Genomic DNA, 23,611 nt, shown 5'->3' with positions numbered 1-23,611 from the left:
CTCGCCGGGCCCCGGCACGGCCGCCGAGAAATTGGGTGGGCGCGCGCCCGCGCGGTGTGGCACGCTCCGTCGAATGAGCCTTCCACCGCGTCTGTCCCCTCTGCTGGAACAGTTCGACTTCGCCTGCGAGCGGCTCCTCGGCCGGCTGGCCGGCCCTCTCGTGGACAGCGGCAACGGTGTCGAGATCGGCGTCGCCGCGCTCGGCGACGACGAGTATCTCTGGGAACCCGTGCCCGACTGCTGGTCCGTCCGTCGCCGCCACGACGGGCCCGGGGCCCGGGCGACCAGCCTGACGGGGGCCGGGGGCTGGGGCCGGGACTGGGCGGACTCGCCGCATCCCTTCCCGCCGCCGTTCACGACCATCGCCTGGCGGCTGAGCCATCTCAGCGAGATGCTGACACTGCGGGCCGACCACACGAACGGCACCCGTTCCCTGACGCGTGCGGGCTACCGCACCCCGGGGGACGCCGCCGGGGGCCTGGCCGCCTTCGAGGCCGGGGCCGCCGCCTGGCGCGAAGCCCTGCTCGCCGCCGACGACACGGCGCTCGACACCGTCGGACACAGCACCTACCCCAACGGCAGCGACGCCGAGGATCCGTTCCTCGACATCGTCTGGTGGGTCAACCAGGAAGTGCTGCACCACGGCGCGGAGATCGCCCTGATCCGCGACCTGTACCGCGCGCAGCACTCCTGAGCGACGGACCGGGCGGCCCCGGTTCCCATCGAGGTCCCGAGGTCGCCGCAGTCGCCGCCCCCGGACACCCGCCATATGATTCAGGGACTAACGCACCGCGGAGCAGCCCATGAACCGGCGTCGGACTCCCCGCTCAGTCAGCGCCGAGGACCTGCTCAACACCTTGCAGAACCTCACTGCCCGCGCTCGGCGGGAGGTGGAATTCCACCAGGCCAGAGTGGAACTCGCGCAGGCCCTTCAGCGAGACATGCTTCCGGCGACCCTGCCCGCGCTCCCCGGCCTCCAGTCGGCGGCCCGCTACGCGCCCGCCCGGCACGGCCTGGACATCGGCGGCGACTGGTACGACGGATTCGCCCTCGCCGACGGCGCCCTCGGGTTCGCCGTCGGCGACGTACAGGGCCATGACGTCGAGGCGGCCGCCTTCATGGGGCAGGTCCGGATCGCGATGCGTGCCATCGCGGGCACGGCATCCGATCCCGGCGAGGTCATGGGCCGGACCAACGATCTGCTGCTGTCCGTGGACTCCGGGCTCTTCGCGACCTGTACGTTCCTGCGGCTGGACCCCGCGACCTGGGAGCTGCACAGTGCCCGGGCCGGGCACGTGCCCTGCGTGTGGGCCACCATGGACGGGCGGTCCGGCGTCACGGAGGACCCGGGCGGAATGCCGCTGGGCATCCAGCCCCGGGAGGAGTACCCCGTCACCCGCCGCACCCTCGACTCGGACGGTGCGATCGTGCTGCTCACCGACGGGGTCGTGGAAGGCCCGTCGCTGCTGATCGAGGACGGTCTGGACCGGGTGCGCCGGCTCGTCGCGGCGCACGCGGGGGCCAGCGCGGAGCTGCTGGCCGACGAGGTTCTGGGCGCGGCGGAGCTGACGGGCCACGAGGACGACGCCGCCGTACTGGTCCTGCGGCACGCCGCCGCCCGCCGCGGACCGCGGTGACGCCGGAGCGTGCCGCGCGTGTCAGCTGCCGCCTCCCGCCGTGGTCGGTGTCTGATGAGTGCTGTGATCCGCAGCAAGAAAGCCAGACGTCGGGCCGTGTACGTGGCGCAGGTCCTGGGTGTGACCGGGGCCTACTACCTGTCGGGGCGGCTCGGGCTGATGCGCCAGGTGGTGATCGACGGCGCGGTGGTCACGCCCCTCTGGCCGCCCACCGGTATCGCCCTGGCCGCGCTGCTGTGCCTGGGGGTGCGGGTCTGGCCGGGGATCGCGCTCGGCACGCTGATCACCGTCGCCGACATCGGGGACGCCTTCACCATGAGCCGTCTGGCGATCATGCTCGGCAACACCCTGGCCCCCCTGGCCGCGTACGCCCTGCTACGGAAGGTGGGATTCCGTAGTGAGCTGGTCCGGCTGCGGGACGGTATCTGTCTGGTCTTCCTGGGGGCGTTCGCCGGGATGCTGATCAGCGCCACGATCGGCAGCTTCACTCTGCTGGCCGACGGCAAGGTTCCGCCGGGCCGGTTCTGGCTGGTCTGGTCGTCCTGGTGGGCGGGGGACGCGATGGGGGTCCTGGTGGTCACCCCCGTACTGCTGGTCCTGCGCCGGGTGCGGCTGCCCCGGCTGGACGACCGGTGGCCGGAGGCCGCCGTTCTGGCGGTGGTCGTGGTGGTGGCCGCGCTGATCGCGACTCGCAGCTCGCTGTCCATGATCTACCTGGTGTTCCCGGTGATCATCTGGGCGGCGCTCCGCTTCCAGCTGCCCGGCAGCGCCCCGTGCGCCCTGGTCGTGTCGGTGTTCGCGATCATCGCCGGTACGGACTCCCTCGGACCGTTCGCGGGCCACACCTTGATGGAGATCATGGCCAATCTGACGGTGCTCAACGGATGCGTGGCACTGACCGCGCTACTGCTCGGGGCGACCGTCGCGGAGCACAAGAACATCCGCCGGGAGACGGAGCACGCGGTCGTGGAGCTGGAGGCCCTGGTCGATCAGCTCGCCCCGCTGTCCGGACCGGGCACGGGGCGGCAGTACGGGGACGGGCGGGAGCGCCCGTTCGGCGGTGGTTCGCACCCGGGGCGCTGAGAGCCCACCGGGGACGCGCGTCCTAGGTCAGTACGGCAGGGGGCGGCCGGACGGGGTGCGCAGATCGAGCGGGGGTGGCCCCGAAGGGGGCGGGGGACGACGGACGACGACTCGGATGCGGCCCATGGCCACCACCTCCTCCTGGTCAACCGGTATGTGCCCAGTCAGCGCGGCTTCACACTTCCTGTCGTCCCCGACGGCTGAGGGGCGCTCCTGCCGCCGGTGGCGCGCGGATGCGGGGCGGGCCCGGTGCGGTGACCCTTGATGAGTGGGGGTGAGCCGAGGAGGAGGACGCATGTCCGCACTGGACAAGATCAAGAAGATGTTCAAGGGCCACGAGGACCAGGCCGGCAAGGGTGTCGACAAGGCCGGAGACATGGTGGACGACCGCACCCAGGGCAAGTACAAGAGCCAGGTCGACACCGCCCAGGACAAGCTGAAGCAGCAGTTCGGGGCGGACCGCGACGAGGACGGCCCGCCGCGCACCTGAGCCGCTCCGCGGTTCACCGGGCGGCCGCACCGCAGACCGGCCCCTGTCCCGTGAACCCGTTCCATACACCTCTTCCATACGCCTGTCCCGTGCACCGGTCCGTGCCACAGAGAGTGATCTGTGGCACGGACCGGTACGCGTGGCGAAGGTTTTCGGGGCTGTCCGCCGGATTCTTGTTATCGTCCCGCCCGCACCGCATCTCCCGAGTGTGGGAAGTGACAGCACCGGACCCCGGAAGAGTGAGCACAGCATGGGCAAGGATCTCCCGACGGCTTTGATCTCCGCGGCGCGGAGCGGCGATCAGCAGGCCAAGGACCGGCTCGTCGCGGCGTACCTGCCCTTGCTGTACAACGTCGTCGGACGTGCGCTGGACGGTCATGCGGATGTCGACGACGTGGTGCAGGAGACCGTGCTGCGGATGCTCCGGGGCCTGCCCGAACTCCGTGATCCGGAGCGGTTCCGTTCCTGGCTGGTGGCGATAGCCATGAACGAGATACGCCAGAACTGGCGCGAGCGGCAGTCGGGTGCGATGCCCGCCGACCGGCTCGACGACGCGTACGACCTCCCGGACCCGCGTGCGGACTTCGTGGAGCTGACCATCCTGGAGCTGGGGCTGACAGGCCAGCGACGCCAGGTGGCGGAGGCGACCCGGTGGCTGGACGAGGACGACCGCGCCCTGTTGTCCCTGTGGTGGCTGGAGACCGCCGGGCATCTGTCCCGGGCCGAGGTCGCCGCTGCCCTGGAGCTCACCCCGCAGCACACCGCCGTACGGGTGCAACGGATGAAGGCCCAGCTGGAGGCGGCGAGGGTCGTGGTGGGCGCGCTGGCGGCCGATCCGCCGTGCGTTCTCCTGGAGGACCTGGTCGCCGGATGGGACGGGGTCCCGTCCGCTCTGTGGCGCAAGCGGCTGGCCCGCCACGCCCGTGAGTGCACGGTGTGCTCGGGGCACGGTTCGGGGCTGGTGCCTGCCGAGGGGCTGCTCGTGGGGCTGGCTCTGGTCCCGGTGGCGGCGGCCGCCGGGGCGGGCGCGGCGCCGGAACTGCTCGCTGCGGCCGGTCTCGCGCCGCTGGGGCAGTTCCCCACGGGCGGTGTCCCAACGCTGGACCAGCACGCCACGGCCGGTGCCACGGCGCCGGAGCTGGTCGCGACGACCGCGCATCTGCGGGTGCCGGACGCCGACGCGCACGCCGATGCGCTCGGGGCGGGCCGCGCCGAGCGCAGACGGGTGCAGGCCCGGCGCCGCCGCCGGAACTCCGCCATCGCGGCGGTGGTCGCGGTGGCGGCCCTGGGCACCGGCGGTGCGGCGGTGCACCTGTACACCGACGGCGAGGACCGGGACGCGACGACCGTCACCGCCGACGCTCCTGCCCCCCGTACGGAGGTCCCCACGTCGGCTGCGGCGTCCCCGTCCGCGTCGGCCTCCCCGTCGCCGTCCGCGTCCCCCAGCGCCTCGACGTCGCCGAGCCCTTCTCGTACACCCAAGGCGAAGCCGACGAAGAGCACCCCGCCACCGCCTGCGCCCAGCTCCGCTCCCCGGGCGCCCAAGCCCACACAGCCCGCGCCCGCGCCGGCCGCCCCCGCGGGCACCGCCGCGCAGGTCACCGAGCTGGTCAACGCGGAACGGGCGAAGGCGGGGTGCGGGCCGGTGAGCGTCAACGAGCTGCTCAACACCGCGGCCCAGCGGCACTCCGCGGACATGGCGGCCCGCGACTACTTCTCGCACACGTCGCCGGACGGCACGGACCCGGGCGACCGGATCACCGCCGCCGGATACCGCTGGTCCACCTACGGCGAGAACATCGCCAAGGGCCAGCGGACGCCGGCCGATGTGATGAAGGCGTGGATGAACAGTCCGGGCCACCGGGCGAACATCCTCAACTGCTCCTTCAAGGAGATCGGTGTGGGCAAGCAGGAATCCGGCGACGGTCCGGTGTGGACCCAGAAGTTCGGAGCGCGCTGAGCCCCGCACGATCACCGGCTCCGGCTCCGGCTCCGGCTCCGGTGATCGTGCGGGGCTGATCCGGCTGATCAAGGTGTCATCCAGTGGAAATGCGCCGGAAGCGCCTGCTCCACCCCGGTGCCCCGGACTGGGGTCCACGCCCAGGCCAACGAAGTCCCCCGGCGGATTCCCCTCCCCCTGTGGACTGGTGCCAGGTGTGTCACCCGCCCTTCCCCACGCCGACTGTCGGCTGCCGCCCAGGCTCTCTCATGTGCTGCGGACGCAGCGCGGACCGCTCGACGGGGGTGCGGTGCTGCGGGGCGCCTACCGCCCGCTCGACGCGGGGGACGACCGGCGCGGCTGGCGCGTGTACGCCGATCCCGCCGGTCACCCCTACTGTCTGGTACGCCGCTGAGGGACGGACTCGTGGAGCCCGCCCGGGCTCGGGTCAGCGCAGAAGCAGCGTCAGCACCGTGCAGAGGCCGGTGGCCGCCCCCACCGTCGCGGTAGAGACTGCGACGCAGCGGGTCCGGAGCCGTGCGTAGCGTTCGGAGTACTCCTCGCGCAGTTCGTCCGCTCGGTCGCGGATGCGGGTGAGCGACTCCCGGGAAGCGTCCACCCGTTCGGTGACGTACACACGCTCCACGTCCTCGCGCTGTGCCGTGGTCAGCCAGGGCAGTTGATCGGTGAAGCGGCGTGCCTGCCGCCGCGCCCCTTCGACCTCGGCGTTCCACAGCAGAAAGCCTTCGAGCTGCGCCAGGCCCCGGGCACTCTCCTTGTCGGGTTTCACCCGTCCTCCTTGTCCGTCGGGCCGTCCTTCCCGCTGGCCGCCCTCAATCCTGCTTGTCGCCCGGTGCGATGACCGTGGAGCTGTGGGGACGGTTGGACGCCTCGTCGAGGGCACGGAACGCGGGGTGGTGCAGGTCGAACGCCGGGGATTCGGACCGAATTCGCGGCAGGGTGACGAAGTTGTGGCGCGGCGGCGGGCAGGATGTCGCCCATTCAAGCGAACGACCGTATCCCCAGGGGTCGTCGACCTCGATCTTCTTACCGTACTTGGCGGTCTTCCAGATGTTGTAGAAGAACGGCAGGAGCGACAGCCCGAGCACGAAGGACGAAATGCTGGAGATCGTGTTCAGCGCGGTGAACCCGTCCGCCGCGAGATAGTCGGCGTAACGCCGAGGCATTCCCTCGGCACCAAGCCAGTGCTGAACGAGAAACGTTCCATGGAATCCAACGAAGAGCGTCCAGAACGTCACTTTCCCAAGCCGTTCATCGAGCATCTTCCCAGTGAACTTCGGCCACCAGAAATGGAATCCGGCGAACATCGCGAAGACCACGGTACCGAAGACCACATAGTGGAAATGGGCAACCACGAAGTACGAATCGGAGACATGGAAGTCCATCGGCGGCGAGGCGAGGATGATCCCGGTCAGCCCGCCGAAGAGGAAGGTGACCAGGAAGCCGACCGACCACAGCATCGGGGTCTCCATCGAGATGGACCCCTTCCACATCGTGCCGATCCAGTTGAAGAACTTCACACCGGTTGGTACGGCGATCAGGAACGTCATGAAGGAGAAGAACGGCAGGAGTACGGCCCCGCTGACGAACATGTGGTGCGCCCATACGGTCGCGGACAGGCCCGCGATGGCGATCGTGGCCGCGACCAGGCCGATGTAGCCGAAGACCGGCTTGCGGCTGAAGACCGGGAAGATTTCGGTGACGATACCGAAGAACGGCAGGGCGATGATGTACACCTCGGGGTGGCCGAAGAACCAGAAGAGGTGCTGCCACAGCAGTGCGCCTCCGTTGGCAGGGTCGAAGATGTGGGCACCGAACTTACGGTCCGCCTCCAGCGCCAACAGGGCCGCGGCCAGAACCGGGAACGCCAGCAGAACCAGCACGCCGGTCAGCAGGACGTTCCAGACGAAGATCGGCATGCGGAACATCGTCATGCCGGGTGCGCGCATGCAGATGATCGTGGTGATGAAGTTGACCGAGCCCAGGATCGTACCGAAGCCGGAGAAGGCCAGACCCATGATCCACATGTCGGCGCCGATGCCCGGCGAGCGGACCGCGTCGTTCAGCGGCGCGTAGGCGAACCAGCCGAAGTCGGCCGCACCCTGTGGAGTCAGGAAACCCGCGACCACGATGAGCGAGCCGAAGAGGTACAGCCAGTACGCGAACATGTTCAACCGCGGGAACGCCACATCGGGCGCGCCGATCTGCAACGGCATGATCCAGTTCGCGAACCCGGCGAACAGCGGCGTCGCGAACATCAGCAGCATGATCGTGCCGTGCATCGTGAACGCTTGGTTGAATTGTTCATTCGAGATCAACTGGGTTCCAGGACGCGCCAGTTCAGCACGCATGACCAGGGCCAGCAGCCCTCCGACACAGAAGAATACGAACGAGGTGACGAGGTAGAGCGTGCCGATCGTCTTGTGGTCCGTGGTGGTCATCCACTTGATGACGACGTTGCCCGGTTCCTTGCGCCGTACCAGCACTTCGTCCTGGTCGGCAGCATCGGTCTCCACCGGTTGCGAGATGCCTCTCGTCGTCACTACGACGCTCCTTCGGTCGACGGCCCGTGCGGACTCGGCGACCAGAATGGACCCGCGGTGATCGGTGCGGTGGGACATCACTCCCCGCCCGGCGCCAGCGGCGGGCAAGGACACTCAAATGGCCTACACCCGTGCGCCGCCCCGCGCTGCGCAGCCGGGCCAAACGCATGCCAACGTCCGGGACGCGACCGGATATTCCTTCCCCGGTGTCGGAATAGCTCCCCTGGTCGCGGAGTTGGTGAAACGACAGAACCACCTCTTCACCACTCGGCAGGCTTCGGAAGGTCGGACCCATGAAGATCGGTATTATCGGCGCGGGCAACATCGGCGGAAACCTGACTCGGCGTCTGACCGCCCTCGGCCACGAGGTCTCGGTCGCCAATTCCCGTGGCCCCCATACACTGACCGCCCTCGCCGTGGAGACCGGTGCAACGCCGGTGGCAGCATCGGAGGCGGCGAAGGGCGCCCGCGTCGTCGTCGTAACGGTCCCCCTCAAGGCCGTGCCCGATCTGCCCGACGGCTTCCTGGCCGGCGCGGCGGATGACGTCGTGGTCATCGACACCGGCAACTACTACCCGCAGCAGCGCGACGGCCGCCTTGCCGCCATCGAGGACGGGCTGCCCGAGAGCCGGTGGACCGAGCAGCAGATCAGCCACCCGGTGATCAAGGCGTTCAACGGAACGTACGCCCAGGACATCCTGGACCAGGGCAAGCCGCAGGGCACCCCGGGCCGGCAGGCGCTCCCGGTGGCCGGTGACGACGCGGCGGCCAAACAAACCGTGCGTGACCTCATCGACGAGCTCGGCTTTGACACCGTGGACGCCGGAGGCCTGGATGAATCCTGGCGCCAGCAGCCCGGCACGCCGGTGTACGGGAACCGGGGCGATGCCGACGCGATCACGAAGGCCCTCGCGGAGGCGTCGCCGGAGCGTACGGCGGAGTGGCGCGCCTGAGAAGGGCGGCACGGGGGGGGCCGCTGTGAACGGAGGCCATTATCCGCGATGGTCCGCTGTGGGCGGGGGTCCGGAGTACCCCCGGCCGCTCACGTCGGCCTGCCCTCCCTCATGGGACTCAGACCTCCCCCATCACGGTGACCGGAACGGCAGATGGTACACAGCGGTGATCGGGGCGCTCACTCTCATACCTGGTGGGCCGACAGCTGCGAGCGGTGGTGACCGTGGCCGTCGATCCGGAGGCCCTACCGCCAGAGGTGCTGCGGGACCTGGCCGGGTCGTCGCGAATATCCGGGTCTGCTTGGCATACCCGACCTGCCGGCCGACGTACGGGTACGGGCACGGGTCGCGAGCCTGACGAGAGCAGCGGACGCGTTGGCCGGCGCCCGGTACCGGAACCCGGCTCCTGCCACCGCCACCTGTCCCCCTGCCGCCCCGCCTCCATCATGACTACTCGCGAGTAAGGTGTGGGCCAGGGACATCGGATGTCGGCTCCACGGCCCGTCCGGCTCCCGGCGCTGGTCTGACTACGGCCGTGGACAAATGGAGTCGCGCCATGCCTCGCACCACGTCCGTAGCGGACAGCATCATCATCCACGCCAGCCCCGCCCAGGTGTACGAACAGCTCAGCGACCCCACCGCGATGGGCCGCTGGAGCCCGGAGAACCGAGGGGCGACCGTGCGGGGAGAGCGGCGGAGTGCGTACGTCGGCATGGTCTTCGAAGGCCGCAACAAGCGAGGGGTGGCGCGCTGGACCACACGCTGCACGGTGACGGCGGCCGATCCGGGCGAGCGCTTCGCGTTCCGGGTCCACGCGATCGGCCTGCGGCGGCCGCGGCTCCGGGGGCCGATCGCCACCTGGGAGTACCGCTTCGAGGTAGTGGACGGGGCAACCCGGGTCACCGAGACCTGGACCGATGACCGCCGCTCCTGGCCGGACTTCCTGGCCCATGCCTTCGACCGCGTGGCCACGGGCGGGAAGACGTTCGCCCAGTTCCAGCGCGGCAACATCCGAACGACACTCAAGCGCCTCAAAGCGGCTCTGGAGGACGATGTCAGGGGGACCATCGCCCCGTGATGCGACGGGCGGCGGCGCGGTCTAACCGGCCCAGTGCGTCGGGCGGCTCAGGGCTGCGGGGAGGGCTGTTCTCGCGTTGCCCTTGGCCGCGTTGACCTGGGACTGGGTGAGGAACAGGCTCCCGGTGAGATCGGCGCCGGAGAGGTCCGCGTCGCGGAAGTCCGCCCCGATGAGGTCGGCCAGACGCAGGTCAGCACCGGCGAGGTCGGCGGCGATGAGGTAGGCCCCGCGGAGATCCGCTCCACGCAGGTCCGCGCCGCGCAGCCGCGCTCCGATGAGGTCGGCGCCCCGGTGGTTGCGCTTCCTGCGGCGCGGCACCGTGGCCCGGACCAGTTCGCTGGTGTGCAGGAGAAGGCCGGCGACCCGGTCCCGGTGGGTGGCGACATCGAGTTCCGCGAAGTCGACGGCGGGGCGCGCGGTGTGCCGTTCCGTCGCCTCCAGAGCTCGCCGGATCTCGCCGTGCAGCGGGCGGGCGGCAGGCAGGGCGAGCGCCTCGGTGAGATACCAGAGGAGTTCGTGGAGCTGGCGCATCACCGGGAACACCTGGAACATCTGCGCGGCGATGTCGGGGGACGAACGCCAGTCTCGGCCGCCGTAGGTCACCTGGGAGACCTTCTGCCCGGCGCCGAAGCAGTCGTACACGGTGCAGCCGGAGAAACCCTTGGGCCGTAGCCGAGTGTGGATCCCGCAGCGGAAATCGTCCTGGAGGTTGGGGCAGGGCCGACCGGCGGGCTTGTCGATGGCGAAGTCGGAGGAGGCCGTCAGCGTCAGAGCGACACAGCAGAGGGCGAAACAGTTCGTGCAGTCCGCGCGCAGATCCTCCTGTGCCCTCCGTCCGGTCTCGGGCAGGGCGGTCGGAGAGTCGTCGGGGACGTGGTCGGGCACGGTTGCGGGTCCTCGCTGGGTGGTGCTGCGGGAGGTGCGGCGGTGAAACTGGGGCAGTGGTCGTTGCGGTTGCTGTGGTGGTCGGACACAGGATTCTAATGAGGGGGCGGGGCCGGGGCGAACCCGGTGCATGTTCATACGCCCTCCCGCAGGCCGATCGGCTCGGGCCACCTGCCCGATCCCGGGCACACTTGGCGCGTACGTATCACGCGGTGGGAGGGGTACATGGACACGGAGGACAGCACCGGTTTTGAGCCCGCGACCGGTGACGGCCCGCCGTCGGGCGAGTCCGCCGAGCGGCGGGCCGCTTCAGTGCGGACCGCGCTGCAGGGGCTGCTGCAGATCCGTCGCCTCACCGGTACCGGAGAGGCCGATCCTGAGGCCGTACCGGCGCTGTGGGAACGGAAACGTCCGGTGCGGGCCGTCGCCCTGGCCCTGGAGAGTTCGGGGGCCGCTCCGTCGGGGGTCGACGCGTCAGGGCGCCGGGTGGCGGCCGGGTACCGGGTGCTGGAGGGCGAGTCGGCCGGGTCGGTACGGGTCGAGTGGGCCGGGCCGCCGAGAAGCGGTGCTGTGCACGACGAGGAGGAGGCCCTGGCCGGTTGCGCGGCCGCGTTGCGGCGGCTCGGCTGGACGGTGCTGCTGTATCGGGGGCCCCGCAGGCGGCGGTACCTGGAGGTCGAGCCCCCTGGCGGGTTGTCCGGTGGGCGCGGCGAGGCTTGAGGGGGCGTTGTCAGACCCATAGGAGATGCTTGACGGTCAGACAGCTCTGACGAGGGGATGCTGAGATGGACAAAGACGAGCTGGCCGCGGCGCAGGCGTACGTACGCCTGCTGGAGGCCACCCGCGCAGCGCTCGCGGACGCGGACGCCGCGCCGGTGTATCTGCCCTTGCTCACCTCACCGATGCGGGAGGCCGACCAGGCGCTGCGCAGTGCGGGGCTGACGGGGAATGAGGACAAGCTGTTCGCCCTCGTGCGGGCGTTGCAGCCGAGCCTGTCCGGCAGCGACAGATAGGCACTACGGGGTGGGGGCGGCGGAGCCGGAAGCCAGGCCGAGTTCCTGTTCGCCGGGGCCGAGGGGGGTGAAGAAGCGGGCGACCTGCTGTTCGTCGACCTCGGCCAGGGTCGCGGGCTTCCACTGCGGGCTGCCGTCCTTGTCGATGATCCTGGCCCGGATGCCCTCGACGAAGTCGGGCTGTTCGAAGACCCGGCTGGACACGCGGAACTCTTGGTCGAGGACGGCCTCCAGGCTGTCCAGCCGGGCCGCCCGGCGGACGGCTTCGATGGTGACCTTGAGCGCGAGGGGCGACTTGGTCAGGAGTTCGGCCGCCGTGTCCGCCGCCTCGGGGACACCGCTGTCCCGCAGCCGCCGGATGATCTCCTCGACGGTGTCCGCGGCATAGCAGGCGTCGATCCAGGCGCGCTGCGCGGCGAGTTCACCGGCGGGCGCCTCCGTGGCGAACTGGCCCACCGCCCGGGCGACCTCGGCGGCGGTGTCCGTCGCGGCGAGGGCTTCGGTCAGCGCCGGCAGGTTCCGGGCCGGGACGTGGTGGTCGGCGAGGCCGCACAGGAGGGCGTCGTCCGCTCCGACGGACCGGCCGGTGAGGGCGAGGTGGGTGCCGAGTTCACCGGGTGCGGCGGCCAGCAGCCGGGTGCCGCCGACATCAGGGACGAAGCCGATGGCGGTCTCGGGCATGGCGACGCGTGAGCGTTCGGTGACGACGCGGATTCCGGCATGGGCCGACACTCCGACTCCGCCGCCCATCACGATGCCGTCCATCAGGGCGACGTACGGCTTGGGAAACCGGGCGATGCGGGCGTTGAGACGGTACTCGTCGCGCCAGAACGCCAGGGACGCGCGGCCCGAGGCCCGCGCGTCGTCGTGAAGAGCGCGGATGTCGCCGCCCGCGCACAAGCCCCGGTCCCCCGCCCCGGCCAGCACCACGGAGACGACCGAGTCGTCCCGCTCAGCGCGGGCCAGGGCCTCGTCGAGCAGCCCCACCATGGTGTGGCTGAGTGCGTTGAGGGCCCGGGGGCGGTTGAGGGTGATGCGCAGGCAGTGGCCGTGCATCTCCAGCAGGACGGGCCGTTCATCGTTCATGCATGCGCTCCGCTCACTGGTCGCCAGGCCAGCTGGTCGCCTGGTCATCTGGACATCTCGCCGGTCACACGGACTGGGGCACCTGGGCGGCCGTCCTGTGTCCGGTTCCGGACGGGCCTCGCCCGCCATTCTGCGACGCCCCGCCGAGCCGGGAGACCCGGGGGTCCGCCCTGGGAACCTCGTAGACGCGCAGTACGCAACAAAAGCGTGAGCCGCTGTGGCACTCCGGTGGAAGCGGCTCGACAATTGAGGCCTACGGGGCGCACCGACGCACGGCCCCGCCGGACGACCTCCGGAGCAGGAATGACCGACGACGAACGGCGGCAGGACGCCGAAGCCTCTCCGCTCCGCCGGATCGACCGGAAGACCAACGGTGAGATCCGGCCGACGGAACGCCTTGCCATGAATCGGACCGGCAGCTTCGACTGGGATCTGGACGCCCGGACCCTGGACATCGACGAGGCCGGGCTGATGGTGTTCGGTGTGGATCCGGCGACGTTCGACGCGCGTCCGGGCACCCTGCTGGAGCACTTGGAGCCTGCGGAACGGGCCCGGCTCGACGTCACGATCGATGAGGCCATCACCAGCGGCAGCAATTCCTACAGCGTCCACTTCCGCGTACCGCTGGACGACGGGACCATCCAGTGGACCCATGTCCAGGCCCGCATCCTGCGTTCGAAGGACGGCAGGGCCCAGCGGATCGTGGGGATCGTCCGGGACGCGACGGCGGAAGTCACCCATTCGGCCTTCGTGCTCGATCTGGAAAAGCGGCGGCAGCGCCAGACCAACATCGTTGAACGCACAACGAGCGCGATGTCACGTGCCGTGACCGTGGACGACGTGACGGCTGCGCTCACCGGCCCCGGCGGGCTGGCCAGGCTCGGCGCGGACGGACTCGCGCTCGGGCTCGTGGAGAACTCCGCGCTGAACATCGTGGCGCTGAGCGGCGAGTCACTGGAGGTGCTGGACGGCCTGGGCTCCGGCGACCTGGACCGCGATCTGCCCCTCGCGGACACGATCCGCAGCGGCCGCCCCCGGTTCATCACCTCCCTTGCCGCACTGGCCCGCCGGTATCCGGAACTGGAGCCACACCTGGGGAAGCTCAGGTTCCGGGCTGCCGCGTATCTTCCGCTGGTGGCACAGGCCCGGTCGCTGGGCGGACTGGCCCTCTTCTACCGGGAGCGCACGGTCTTCAACGCGGACGAGCGCATACTGTGCCTGGGCCTGGCCGCCATCGTGGCCCAGTCACTGCAACGGGCGATGCTCTTCGACGAGGAGAGGGAGTTCGCCACCCAGCTTCAGTCCGCGATGCTCCCGCCCCGGATACAGGACGTCGAGGGCGGCGAGATCGCGGTGCGCTATCACGCCGCTTGGAGCGGTCGGCAGGTCGGCGGAGACTGGTACGACGTGATCACCCTCCCCAACAACCGCTACGGGCTGGTGGTGGGAGACGTGCAGGGGCACGACACCCACGCCGCCGCGATCATGGGCCAGTTGCGCATCGCCCTGCGCGCGTACGCCGCCGAGGGGCACCCTCCGGCCACGGTCCTGGCGCGGGCCTCCCGCTTTCTCGCCGAGCTGGATACCGACCGCTTCGCGACCTGCACCTACGCGCAGGTCGACCTGGCGTCCGGGGCGGTGCGGGTGGTCCGGGCCGGACACCTCGGTCCGTTGATCCGGCACACGGACGGCCGGGTCGGCAGCCCGCAGGTCCGCGGCGGTCTGCCGCTGGGCATCTCGACGGACCTCCACGACGAGGAGTACCCGGAGACCCGGCTCGATCTGGTGCCCGGTGAGACCTTCGTGCTGTACACCGACGGCCTGGTCGAGGAGCCCGGCGCCGACCTCGACACCGGGGTGGACGCCCTGCGCAACGAGGTGAGCGCCGGGCCCGCGGGGGCGGAGGCCCTGGCCGATCATCTGTCGGAGCGGTTGTGGGAACGGTGGGGGTCGGGGGACGACGTGGCGCTCCTGGTCCTGCGCCGGAGTCCTGATGTGGGGTCGACCCACGCACCCCGGCTCCACCAGTACATCCATCAGGCGGACCCCGAAGGCCTCTCGGACGCCCGGGCGATCGTGCGGGAGGCTCTCGCCGACTGGCATCTGGCCGAGTTCGCCGACGACGCGGAGCTGGTCACGGGTGAGCTGCTGGTGAACGTGCTGCTGCACACCGAGGGCGGGGCCGTCCTGACGCTGGAGGTGCTGCCCGAACCGGTGCGGCGGATCCGGTTGTCGGTCCAGGACCGGTCGAGTGCCTGGCCCCGGCGGCGTACACCGGGTGAGACCTCGACCTCGGGCCGGGGGCTGCTCCTGCTCGACGCGGTCGCCACCCGCTGGGGGATCGAGCCGCGCGGGGAGGGCAAGGCCGTCTGGTGCGAGATCGGCCCCCCGCCTCCGGCGGCCACCACGCCCCCGTCGACGGCCAACGGCCAAGGATGAAAGGCGTGCCGGGACGAGGGGTGTGCCGTATCGCTTCCGCGGCGAGGCACACCCCTCGGACGCCGGAGCGTCAGTTCTGGTCGGTGCGCCGCTTGCGGACGGCCCAGAGGATGCCGCCGCCGGCCAGCAGCACCGCGACAGCGGCGCCACCGATGACCGGCGTCGCCGACGACGAACCGGTCTCGGCCAGGTCCGGCGAGCCGGGGCTCGGGGCGGGCGCGGCGGGCGCGGACTCCGAAGGCTCCGCGCTGGGCGTGGCGCTGGGCGCGGGCGGCTCGGTTACCGCGGTCTCCGACGGCACCGGCTCGCTCGGGGTCGACTCGCTCGGCGTGGGCACGGGGCTCTCCTCGCACACCGCGGCCGTCTTCGTCTTGTCGATCGAGTGCTCGCCGTCGCCGTCGGCGTCCTTGACGACGAGTCGGACCGTCACCAGCTTGTCGTGCTCGGGAAGCGTCAGCTTCCGGTGGAACTCACTGCCGAACGTCTCCGTGGGGAGCAGGTCCTTGCCGTCCACCGAAACCGTCACCGTGTTGGGGACGTCGCTCGTGTAGTTGGTGAGGTCGATGCTCACCTCGGAGCAGGTCACGGCCCAGGCGGGGGTGTGAGCCGTGGCCGGACCGGCGGAGAGGACGCCTCCGGTCAGACCGACGACCGCAGCGGCCACGAGAGCTCCCGCGCCACGCCACGATCTCCTGGGTATGGTCATGGGTTCTTCCTCCAGATGAATCTCCGCCCGAATGGCGGTGGGGCGCACAGTACTGCCCCCACCCCGGGAGATCGCAGCCACCCCGCGCATCTCTCCGCCGGACCAACTCCTGCCATAGGCCCGCTACTTCTGACAAGGCGGACAGCCGTCCCGTCGTGCTGCCCTCAGGCGGTGGCCGAATGAGAGGGTGGCTCACACACGCCCTCTGTTCCGCCTGCACGCCCTGACCTGGAGCCTGACCCTTTCTATGCGCTTGCTGCTGATCCGCCACGGCCAGACACCGTCCAACCTCGGCCACTTTCTGGACACGGCGCGGCCCGGGCCCGGTCTCACCGATCTGGGTCTGCGTCAGGCCGCGGCCCTGCCAGGGGCTCTCGCCGGGGAGGACATCGCCGCCCTGTACGCCTCCACCTTGACGCGTACGCAGCTCACCGCCGCTCCCCTGGCCGACGAGCGAGGCCTCGACGTACTGATCCGGGACGGCATCCGCGAACTTTCGGCCGGCGATCTGGAGATGCGGGCCGACGAGGCGGCGGCCCGGGAATACCTGACGACCGCCTTCGCCTGGTCCGCCGGGGACACCGCACGCCGGATGCCCGGCGGTGAGAACGGCGTCGAGGCCCTGTCGCGCTTCGACGCGGTGGTGGCCGAGGCAGCCAGCTCCCTGGCCGCCGGCGCACCCGGCGCTCCCCGGACCGTGGCTCTCGTCAGTCACGGCGCCGCGATCCGCGTATGGACCGCCGCCCGCGCCCGGAACGTGACGGTCGCGTTCGCCGCCGAACACCGCCTGGACAACACGGGCGTGGTCGTCGTCGAAGGATCGCCCGGCACCGGCTGGACGGCCCTGTCATGGGCTGGGACGGTCGTCCCTCCGATCACCGCGAGCGGCTCGGAGGGCACCGGTCCGGCGGGCCGGGCGTTCCCGGCTTCCGGCAGCTGACTGTCACAGGGCCTTGTGCATGATGTGCAGTCCCACATAGCCCTCGGTCGGATGGTTGAAGCCCTCCGGAAGGGTGCCGATCACATCGAAGCCGATCGACCGGTACAGCTTGACCGCGTGGGTGTTGGTCTCGACCACCGCGTTGAACTGCATCGCGCGGTAGCCCTCGGCGCGAGCCCATGCCACCGAGTAGTCGCACAGCGCCCGCCCCACGCCCCGGCCGGAGTGCGCGGGATCGACAAGATAGGTGCCGCTGGCGATGTGCGAACCGTTGCCCATGTGATTGCGGTTCATCTTCGCCGTGCCGAGCACTGTCCCGGCCTCGTCGACGGCGACGACCACGCGGCTCGGCGCCGCGACATACCACCAGCCTTCGGCGTCCTCCCTGCTGAGATCGAGCGGGTAGGTGAGTGTCTCGCCCGCGGCAATGATCGAATGAAAGAACGGCCAGATGGCGGGCCAGTCCTCGCGGGCTGCTTCCCTGATCAACATCGGCACAGCATGGCTGATCCGAGGGCCGTTCGCGAGGACTTATCCGGCACCCCGGCCGCGCCACCCCAACCTGGCCAGCAGACCCCTCCCGCATGGCCTTCGCGTTACCACCGCCCGTGCGGGTGCGGGTGGTGGTGCGGGCGTGGGTGTCTGTGCCGTTGCTCGTGCCGGGGCGGGAGACGGTGCCACTACCCGTACCGGTGCCTCTGCCTCTGCCTCTGCCTCTGCCTCTGCCTCTGCCTCTGCCTCTGCCCGCGACCGTACCCGTACCGGTGTCGTCCGAGGCCTTGCGCCGTCTCCGGGACGTGGTGCGGGCCGGTCCTCGCGGGCCCGGTCCAGCTCCAGAGTCAGGTTGACCCGCCGCCAGAGGAGCTCGTCGGGGTCGTCCGCCAGCAGCAACTCCCCCATGGCTTCCCTGGCCGCCGTGGACGCCGGGCCCCCGAAGACCGGCTCCGGCCGGACCCGTACGAGATAGCCCCGTTCATAGGGGTCCTCCACCACCTCCGCCAGTTGCACAGCGTCGAGCGCCGATGCCTGGACCGCCGCTCGAGCCCACGCGTCATCCGTACGGCACAGCAGCCGGTCGATGCGCTGCGAGCGCCAGTTGCGAGCCCGCCAGTCGGCACCCGCCTCCAGCATCGTGCGCATCCCCAGGGGCGTCCGTCCGGCAAGCAGCTCCGGCTCCCGGACCGCCAGGGCGGCGAGTTCGTCGGCGAGGTAGAGCCAGACCACCGCGCGATACCGGTTCAGATAGAACGTGACCGGCGAGACGCAGCCCGCGCGCGCCAGCCGGGTGAACCGGGCCGGAGCGATGCCGAGCAGGTCGGCTCCTTCGGCGGTGCCGACCGTCCGGACCCGTTCCGCCAGGTCGTCGGGGAACCCCGGCTGCTCGCGCAGGCGCGCGATCTCCTTCTCGTGCACCCGGGGCCGCCCGCCTCCCGGCCCACTGCCGACAGTGATCAGCCCCAGGTGCACCGCCAGCTCGAACTCGGCCCGCCGGAGCCCCAGCTCCTGGGCCGCGCGCCCGGCGGCGACCGTCGCCGCCGGGGTGTCGCACGGCGGCAACGCGCCTGCGTCCAACCCCCGTTCGGCAGTCTGCCCGGTGTCCTGCCGGGTCGCGTCCTCGCCCAGCTCACCGCCGGCCCCGCCATACCCGCGGGTCGCTTCCTTGATCGTCATGACCGTCCTCCCCCGTGCGGCTCGAATACTCTCCGTGATCACGGTAGCCCGAGGGAGTCATCTCGCGTCGACCCTGTGGATAACTTCTCGCCGACAGCGATACGCGCAGCTCAGAAAGGGCTGATGCCCTCCGGTCCACCCTGGCGCACGGAGACGCCGAGGTGTTCGCCGACCCGGTTGACGAGGAGGGTCATCTCGTAGGCGACCTGTCCGACATCGGCCTCGGCCGCGGTCAGCACGCTCAGGCAGCTGCCGTCCCCCGCCGCCGTCACGAAGAGCAGTGCCTCGTCGAACTCGATCATCGTCTGGCGGGCCCTGCCCGCCCGGAAGTGGCGTCCCGATCCGCGCGCCAGACTGTGGAGGCCGGAGGAGACCGCCGCCAGGTGTTCCGCGTCCTCGCGGGCGAGCCCGGTACTGGCGCCGGTGACCAGTCCGTCGTTCGACAGCACCAAGGCGTGCCGTATGTGTTGCACCCTGCCGGTCAGATCGTCAAGGAGCCAGTCAAGTCCTCGGTCAAGCGCCACTGCTCGTCCTCCCCGTACCTTCGTTCCCCGTACCCCGCTACGCGCGTAAGCCTCGCGCACGGGTCCCGCAGGGGCAAGCGCCCCCCACCGCCCGGGGTGCCGCTTCGCGCCAAGCGGACAGCGGGCTCAGGATGGACGCATGGCACACCACATGACCGATGAAGAATGGCGGGCCTTCCTCTCGGAGGGCACCCGCACCGCGAAGATCTCGACGGTGCGGGCCGACGGCAGTCCGCATATCGCTCCCGTCTGGTTTCTCCTCGACGGCGACACAGTGGTCTTCAACACCGGCAAGGGGAGCGTGAAGGGACGCAATCTCGCGCGCGACGGACGATTGGCCCTGTGCGTCGACGACGATCGGCCTCCGTACGCGTTCGCCGTGGTACAGGGCCGTGCCGAGCTGAGCGAGGATCCCGCGGAACTGCTGCGGTGGGCGACACTGATCGCAGGCCGCTACGTGGGGGCCGACGCCGCCGAGGAGTTCGGCAGGCGCAACGGGGTGCCCGGTGAACTGGTCGTGCGGGTGCGCATCGACAAGGTGGTCGCGATGGCCGACATGGCCGACTGAGCGGCGCGGACCTGCCCGGGGCCCGTCAGCCGACGGAGTCGAGGAGCCGGGCGGTGTGCATCCGTCCGGCGTACTCGACCGTCCGGATCAGGACGTCCTTGCCGGAGTCCCGGTCGCGGGCGTCGCACAGCACGACGGGGGTGCCCCGGTCCAGGTCCAGGGCGTGCGCGACGTCGTGTTCCGTGTGGGCGGGGGCGTCTGCGAAGCGGTTGACGGCGACGACGAACGGTATGCGCCGGTGCTCGAAGTAGTCGACGGCCGCGAAGCAGTCCGCAAGCCGACGGGTGTCGGCGAGGACGACCGCGGCGAGGGCTCCCTCGCACAGCTCGTCCCAGAGAAACCAGAAGCGGTCCTGGCCCGGCGTGCCGAACAGGTAGAGGGACAGGCCCGAGTGGATGGTGATACGGCCGAAATCCATCGCCACCGTCGTGGCGGTCTTCCGCTCCACCCCGTCGGTGTCGTCCTGGTCGCGCCCGCTCTCGCTGAGCAGTTCATCCGTGCGCAGCGGGCGGATTTCGCTGAGCGCCCCGACCAGCGTCGTCTTCCCGGCTCCGAAGCCGCCCGCCACCACGATCTTCAGTGTCAGTGCGATGTCCCGGCCGCTCCCGGTACCGGTTCGGTCGGCATGGGGGCTCTCGGCGCTGTCGAATTGCTCGGAGGGCATGCGTCACTTCTCTCACGAGTCGTTCGGAAATCGCTACGGTGCGACAGCATGACAACCGGCCGCCCCCGCCTGAGCGGGTTGATCGCTCTTGACCGATGCGGCTTGACCATGGTCACCCCTTGCCTTGTTCCACCCTCTTTCCGTCCTCTTCCTGCCCTCCTATGGGCAGGCCCGGCGCTCCTCACAGGCCCCAGGCCAGTCCAGCGTGGCCCCTACACTGGCCTTTTCGGCCGCCGGTGACAGGAGAGACAAGCGTGTCGACAGGTTCCGACGGCGGCTTCCAGGATCCGCCCGCGGAGGTGCTGGCGGAGGCCGCAGCAGCGTTCGGGCTCCTGGCGACACCGGCACGGCTGCACATCGTGTGGGCGCTGGCCCAGGGAGAGAGCGATGTGACCGGGCTCGCCGAGCGGGTGGGCGGCACGCTTCCCTCGGTCAGCCAGCACCTGACCAAGCTGAAGCTCGCCGGACTCGTACGCTCGCGCCGCGAGGGCCGGCGGCAGGTCTATCTGGTCGACGATCCCGATGTGGTGACGGTCGTCCGGCTGATGGTCGGCCAGCTCGCCGAACGCGCCGGGCACCCCGCACGGGAACCCGTCCGCCTGCGTGAACTCGGTGCCTGAGGGCAGCGCAGCCGCGGGTCCCGGACACCCCACCCCGGGCACACCGGCCCCCGTCACGCCGTTTCCGCGCCCTGTCGCGGGCGCCGGAACGGGGTCAGGCGGCCGACCTGACGGACCGGCCTCTGTCTCCGGCACCGGTCCGACCCCCCTGCAGATACTGCGTGCCCTGGACAGCGGGCCGCGCGGGCTCCTGGAGACCGAGGCCGAGAACCGGCTCGGCCGGACCGGGGAGAACATACTGCCCGCCTGGCGGCCCGCCCCCTGGCCCCGGCGCTTCGTGCGCAGCCTCCGCGATCCCTTCACCGCCGTACTGCTCTGCCTCGGCCTCGTCTCCGCTCTCGTCTCCGCCTGGGGCACCGCCTGCGTCACCCTGGCGCTCGTCGGGGTCAGCTGCTTGCTGCGCTCGGCCGAGGAGCACCGCGCCGACCGGTCCACCGCGGCGCTGCGGGAACTGGTCGCGACGACCGCGACCGTGGTGCGCCGCACCTCCCCCGACTCCCCGCCCCGGGAGCGGGAGGTTCCGGTGGCCGACCTCGTACCGGGGGATGTGATCCGTCTGGGTCCGGGCGACCTCGTCCCCGCCGATGTGCAGTTGCTGCGCGCCGACGGCCTCACCGTGCACCAGTCGGCCCTCACCGGGGAGTCGGCTCCGGTGCCCAAGCACGCCGTCGACATCCCGGACCCGGCGCTGTCGGGGGCCGGGCCGTTCGCGCAGCCGCAGTGGTGCTTCCAGGGCAGCAGTGTCACGTCCGGCAGCGGTACGGCGGTGATCGTGGCCACCGGCGGGGAGACCCGGTTCGCGGCCGCCCATGACGGCCGGGCCCGGCAGCGGGGTGCGAGCGCCTTCGACCGTTCGGTGCAGGGGATCTCCTGGACCCTGATCCGGTTCATGCTGCTGACCCCGCCCCTGGTGCTGATGGCCAACGCGGCGCTGCGCGGCCGCGGCCTGGAAACGCTGCCGTTCGCCGTGGCCGTCGCCGTGGGACTGACCCCGGAGATGCTCCCCGTCATCGTCACCACAACGCTCGCGCGCGGCGCGGCCCGGCTGGCGCGCACCAGCGGGGTCATCGTCAAGCGGCTCCCCGCGCTGCACGACCTCGGGGCGGTCGATGTGCTGTGCCTGGACAAGACGGGCACGCTGACCGAGGACCGGCCCGTCGTCTCGGGCGCGACGAACGGTGCGGACCGGCCCGACCCCGACGTGCTGCGGTGGGCGGCGATCGGTGCCCTGTGGACGCTTCAGCTGGCCGAGCTGCCCGCGCCCGACGCACTCGACGAGGCAGTCCTGGACGCGGCCGAGGAGTGCGGTCCGCCGTCCGCGGGGGGTGCGGTGGCCGAGGCGTACGAGGGCGTGGCGGTGGTGCCCTTCGATCCGGTGCGCCGCGTCGCGACCGCCGTGGTCCGGCGGCCCGGCAGGCTCGGCGTGCACACCCTGGTCACCAAGGGGGCCGTCGAGGCCGTGCTCCAGCGGTGCGCGATGGATGAGGAGGAACGGGACCGGCTGCTCGCGCTGGCGAACCGCAAGGCCGAGTCCGGGCTGCGCCTGCTGGCCGTGGCCCGCACAGACCGGGCGTCCCGGCCGGGTGCGTACAGCCCTGCGGACGAACGGGGGCTGACGTTTCTGGGTCTGATCGCGCTGCGGGACGTCCCGGCTCCGAGCGCCGCCGACGCGCTCGCGATGCTGGCCCGGCGGGGCGTGGCCGTCAAGGTGCTGACGGGCGACCACCCGGGCACGGCCGCCCGGGTGTGTGCGGACCTCGGACTGCGCCGGGCGGGCTCGGCCGACGGCTGCGATGTGGTGACGGCCGAGGTCGTGGACACGCTGTCGGACGCCGAGCTGGCCCGGGTGGCCGACCGGGCCACCGTGTTCGCCCGTTGCACACCCCAGCACAAGGCGCGGATCGTCTCCGCCCTGCGCGCCGGTGGCCGGACGACCGGGTTCCTCGGCGACGGCGTCAACGACCTTCCCGCCCTGCACGCCGCCGATGTCGGCATCTGTCCCCGCAACGCTGTCGATGTGGCCCGGGAGGCAGCCGACGTCGTGCTGGCGGAGAAGGACCTCACCGCCATCGACCGGGCACTGCTGGCGGGCCGGGGCAGCAGCGGGAACATCGCCACGTATCTGCGGATCACGCTCTCGTCGAACCTCGGCAACGTCATCGCCATGCTGACGGCCGGACTGCTGCTGCCCTTCCTTCCCATGCTTCCGGCGCAGGTGCTGGTGCAGAACCTGTGCTTCGACGCCGCTCAGCTGGCCTTCGCGTTCGACCGCCCGGCGGCGTCGGCACTGCGGCGCCCCACCGTGTTGCGGCCGCGCGACTTCCTGCGCTTCATCACGGGGTTCGGTCTGCTCAACGCGGCCGCCGACCTCGCCATCTTCGGCGTGCTCGCGCTCGCTCTCCACCAGGCGTCCGGGGACGGCGGGGAGGCGGCGTTCCACGCCGGATGGTTCACGGAGAACCTGCTGACCCAGGCTCTGGTCATGGTCCTGCTGCGGACCGGTCGCAGCGCCGCGGAACGGCGGGCGGGCGGCCCGCTGCGGGCTGCCGCAGCGGGTCTCGCGGCGGTCGGGGTCCTCCTCCCGCTCACCGCGCTGGGTCCTGTGCTGGGCATGGGCGCGCTGCCGCCGCTCTACTACCTGCTGCTCGGTTCCGTCCTGGGGCTGTACGCGATCGGGCTCACGGCCGCGCGCAGGCGGTACGACAAGGCGGTCGGCGGGCACTGAGGGGTCACCCGCTTCCCAGGACCGCG

The 23,611-nt window shown here is 71.0% G+C and carries 24 protein-coding genes; 15 read left to right on the top strand and 9 right to left on the bottom strand.

All coding sequences use genetic code 11. From position 1 onward, the window contains the following. The first annotated feature begins 73 nt into the window (after positions 1-73). The 6 genes from CIB93_RS04050 (at position 74) to CIB93_RS39530 (ending at position 5,564) form a co-directional block, all read left to right on the top strand. The gene (locus tag CIB93_RS04050; protein WP_096624136.1) at positions 74-694 is read left to right on the top strand and encodes a DinB family protein; all 621 of its coding nucleotides are present in this window, start codon (positions 74-76) and stop codon (positions 692-694) included. Positions 695-803: 109 nt separating this feature from the next. Next, on the top strand, positions 804-1,637 hold the full coding sequence (locus CIB93_RS04045) for a PP2C family protein-serine/threonine phosphatase (protein ID WP_096624134.1): 834 nt from the start codon (positions 804-806) through the stop codon (positions 1,635-1,637). Positions 1,638-1,700: 63 nt separating this feature from the next. Continuing rightward, positions 1,701-2,720, top strand: a complete 1,020-nt coding sequence (locus CIB93_RS04040) for an MASE1 domain-containing protein (protein WP_179499951.1) — start codon at positions 1,701-1,703, stop codon at positions 2,718-2,720. Positions 2,721-3,015: 295 nt separating this feature from the next. Then, a complete protein-coding gene (locus tag CIB93_RS04035) occupies positions 3,016-3,210 on the top strand; it encodes an antitoxin (RefSeq protein ID WP_096624130.1) in 195 nt (64 codons plus the stop codon). Positions 3,211-3,460: 250 nt separating this feature from the next. Further along, positions 3,461-5,170 carry a sigma-70 family RNA polymerase sigma factor gene (locus CIB93_RS04030; protein ID WP_096624128.1) on the top strand — a complete coding sequence of 570 codons (1,710 nt, stop codon included), beginning with the start codon at positions 3,461-3,463 and terminating at the stop codon, positions 5,168-5,170. Positions 5,171-5,420: 250 nt separating this feature from the next. Continuing rightward, entirely contained in the window at positions 5,421-5,564 is a 144-nt protein-coding gene (locus tag CIB93_RS39530) for a hypothetical protein (RefSeq protein ID WP_373558709.1), read from the top strand. Between the two features lie 33 nt (positions 5,565-5,597). Here the strand turns inward: CIB93_RS39530 and CIB93_RS04020 are convergent, their stop codons facing one another. Both CIB93_RS04020 and ctaD read right to left on the bottom strand, forming a co-directional pair. Beyond that, on the bottom strand, positions 5,598-5,939 hold the full coding sequence (locus CIB93_RS04020; protein ID WP_096624126.1) for a hypothetical protein: 342 nt from the start codon (positions 5,937-5,939) through the stop codon (positions 5,598-5,600). 43 nt (positions 5,940-5,982) lie between these two features. Next, positions 5,983-7,713: a cytochrome c oxidase subunit I gene (ctaD, locus tag CIB93_RS04015; protein ID WP_096624124.1), complete on the bottom strand. Its 1,731-nt coding sequence runs from the start codon at positions 7,711-7,713 to the stop codon at positions 5,983-5,985. 293 nt (positions 7,714-8,006) lie between these two features. Here ctaD and CIB93_RS04010 point away from each other — a divergent pair, with 293 nt between their 5' ends. Then, positions 8,007-8,666 (top strand): NADPH-dependent F420 reductase, encoded by a 660-nt coding sequence (locus CIB93_RS04010; protein ID WP_096624122.1) that lies wholly within the window; start codon positions 8,007-8,009, stop codon positions 8,664-8,666. 556 nt (positions 8,667-9,222) lie between these two features. After that, a complete protein-coding gene (locus tag CIB93_RS04005; protein WP_096624120.1) occupies positions 9,223-9,744 on the top strand; it encodes an SRPBCC family protein in 522 nt (173 codons plus the stop codon). A 21-nt stretch (positions 9,745-9,765) separates the two neighbouring features. On the opposite strand, the gene CIB93_RS04000 is transcribed toward CIB93_RS04005, so the two are convergent. Further along, the gene (locus CIB93_RS04000) at positions 9,766-10,629 is read right to left on the bottom strand and encodes a pentapeptide repeat-containing protein (RefSeq protein WP_373558708.1); all 864 of its coding nucleotides are present in this window, start codon (positions 10,627-10,629) and stop codon (positions 9,766-9,768) included. A 225-nt stretch (positions 10,630-10,854) separates the two neighbouring features. On the opposite strand from CIB93_RS04000, the gene CIB93_RS03995 reads away from it, so the two are divergent. Further along, a complete protein-coding gene (locus CIB93_RS03995; RefSeq protein WP_096624118.1) occupies positions 10,855-11,349 on the top strand; it encodes a hypothetical protein in 495 nt (164 codons plus the stop codon). A 65-nt stretch (positions 11,350-11,414) separates the two neighbouring features. Next, complete coding sequence (locus CIB93_RS03990; protein WP_096624116.1) at positions 11,415-11,642, top strand: hypothetical protein; 228 nt, start codon at positions 11,415-11,417, stop codon at positions 11,640-11,642. A 3-nt stretch (positions 11,643-11,645) separates the two neighbouring features. Here the strand turns inward: CIB93_RS03990 and CIB93_RS03985 are convergent, their stop codons facing one another. Then, positions 11,646-12,728: an enoyl-CoA hydratase/isomerase family protein gene (locus CIB93_RS03985; RefSeq protein WP_096624114.1), complete on the bottom strand. Its 1,083-nt coding sequence runs from the start codon at positions 12,726-12,728 to the stop codon at positions 11,646-11,648. A 303-nt stretch (positions 12,729-13,031) separates the two neighbouring features. On the opposite strand from CIB93_RS03985, the gene CIB93_RS03980 reads away from it, so the two are divergent. Continuing rightward, entirely contained in the window at positions 13,032-15,167 is a 2,136-nt protein-coding gene (locus CIB93_RS03980; protein WP_096624112.1) for a SpoIIE family protein phosphatase, read from the top strand. A 70-nt stretch (positions 15,168-15,237) separates the two neighbouring features. On the opposite strand, the gene CIB93_RS03975 is transcribed toward CIB93_RS03980, so the two are convergent. Next, positions 15,238-15,873, bottom strand: a complete 636-nt coding sequence (locus CIB93_RS03975; RefSeq protein ID WP_096624110.1) for an LAETG motif-containing sortase-dependent surface protein — start codon at positions 15,871-15,873, stop codon at positions 15,238-15,240. Positions 15,874-16,120: 247 nt separating this feature from the next. Between CIB93_RS03975 and CIB93_RS03970 the strand changes: the two genes are divergently transcribed. Then, a complete protein-coding gene (locus tag CIB93_RS03970; RefSeq protein WP_096624108.1) occupies positions 16,121-16,813 on the top strand; it encodes a histidine phosphatase family protein in 693 nt (230 codons plus the stop codon). Between the two features lie 3 nt (positions 16,814-16,816). On the opposite strand, the gene CIB93_RS03965 is transcribed toward CIB93_RS03970, so the two are convergent. The 3 genes from CIB93_RS03965 to CIB93_RS03955 all read right to left on the bottom strand — a co-directional run bounded on the left by CIB93_RS03965 (position 16,817) and on the right by CIB93_RS03955 (position 19,008). Continuing rightward, on the bottom strand, positions 16,817-17,305 hold the full coding sequence (locus CIB93_RS03965; protein ID WP_096624228.1) for a GNAT family N-acetyltransferase: 489 nt from the start codon (positions 17,303-17,305) through the stop codon (positions 16,817-16,819). 39 nt (positions 17,306-17,344) lie between these two features. Continuing rightward, entirely contained in the window at positions 17,345-18,484 is a 1,140-nt protein-coding gene (locus CIB93_RS03960; protein ID WP_096624106.1) for a DUF6397 family protein, read from the bottom strand. A gap of 110 nt (positions 18,485-18,594) precedes the next feature. Then, complete coding sequence (locus CIB93_RS03955; protein WP_096624104.1) at positions 18,595-19,008, bottom strand: roadblock/LC7 domain-containing protein; 414 nt, start codon at positions 19,006-19,008, stop codon at positions 18,595-18,597. 139 nt (positions 19,009-19,147) lie between these two features. Between CIB93_RS03955 and CIB93_RS03950 the strand changes: the two genes are divergently transcribed. Continuing rightward, positions 19,148-19,576, top strand: coding sequence for a PPOX class F420-dependent oxidoreductase (locus CIB93_RS03950; protein WP_096624102.1), 429 nt, complete (start codon positions 19,148-19,150; stop codon positions 19,574-19,576). A gap of 25 nt (positions 19,577-19,601) precedes the next feature. On the opposite strand, the gene CIB93_RS03945 is transcribed toward CIB93_RS03950, so the two are convergent. Next, positions 19,602-20,240 (bottom strand): ATP/GTP-binding protein, encoded by a 639-nt coding sequence (locus tag CIB93_RS03945; RefSeq protein ID WP_096624100.1) that lies wholly within the window; start codon positions 20,238-20,240, stop codon positions 19,602-19,604. 254 nt (positions 20,241-20,494) lie between these two features. On the opposite strand from CIB93_RS03945, the gene CIB93_RS03940 reads away from it, so the two are divergent. Together CIB93_RS03940 and mgtA are read left to right on the top strand one after the other, a co-directional pair. Continuing rightward, positions 20,495-20,860 (top strand): metalloregulator ArsR/SmtB family transcription factor, encoded by a 366-nt coding sequence (locus CIB93_RS03940; protein ID WP_096624098.1) that lies wholly within the window; start codon positions 20,495-20,497, stop codon positions 20,858-20,860. Beyond that, positions 20,844-23,585 carry a magnesium-translocating P-type ATPase gene (gene mgtA, locus CIB93_RS03935; protein WP_096624096.1) on the top strand — a complete coding sequence of 914 codons (2,742 nt, stop codon included), beginning with the start codon at positions 20,844-20,846 and terminating at the stop codon, positions 23,583-23,585. The genes CIB93_RS03940 and mgtA overlap by 17 nt, the downstream gene beginning before the upstream one ends. Positions 23,586-23,611 lie beyond the last annotated feature (26 nt).

Origin of the sequence: Streptomyces sp. WZ.A104 (genome assembly GCF_002382885.1) — a bacterium.
In the GTDB taxonomy this organism is placed as follows: domain Bacteria; phylum Actinomycetota; class Actinomycetes; order Streptomycetales; family Streptomycetaceae; genus Streptomyces.
The sequence above is the reverse complement of the archived record's forward strand: the minus strand, read 5'-3'. Positions and strand labels throughout refer to the sequence as shown.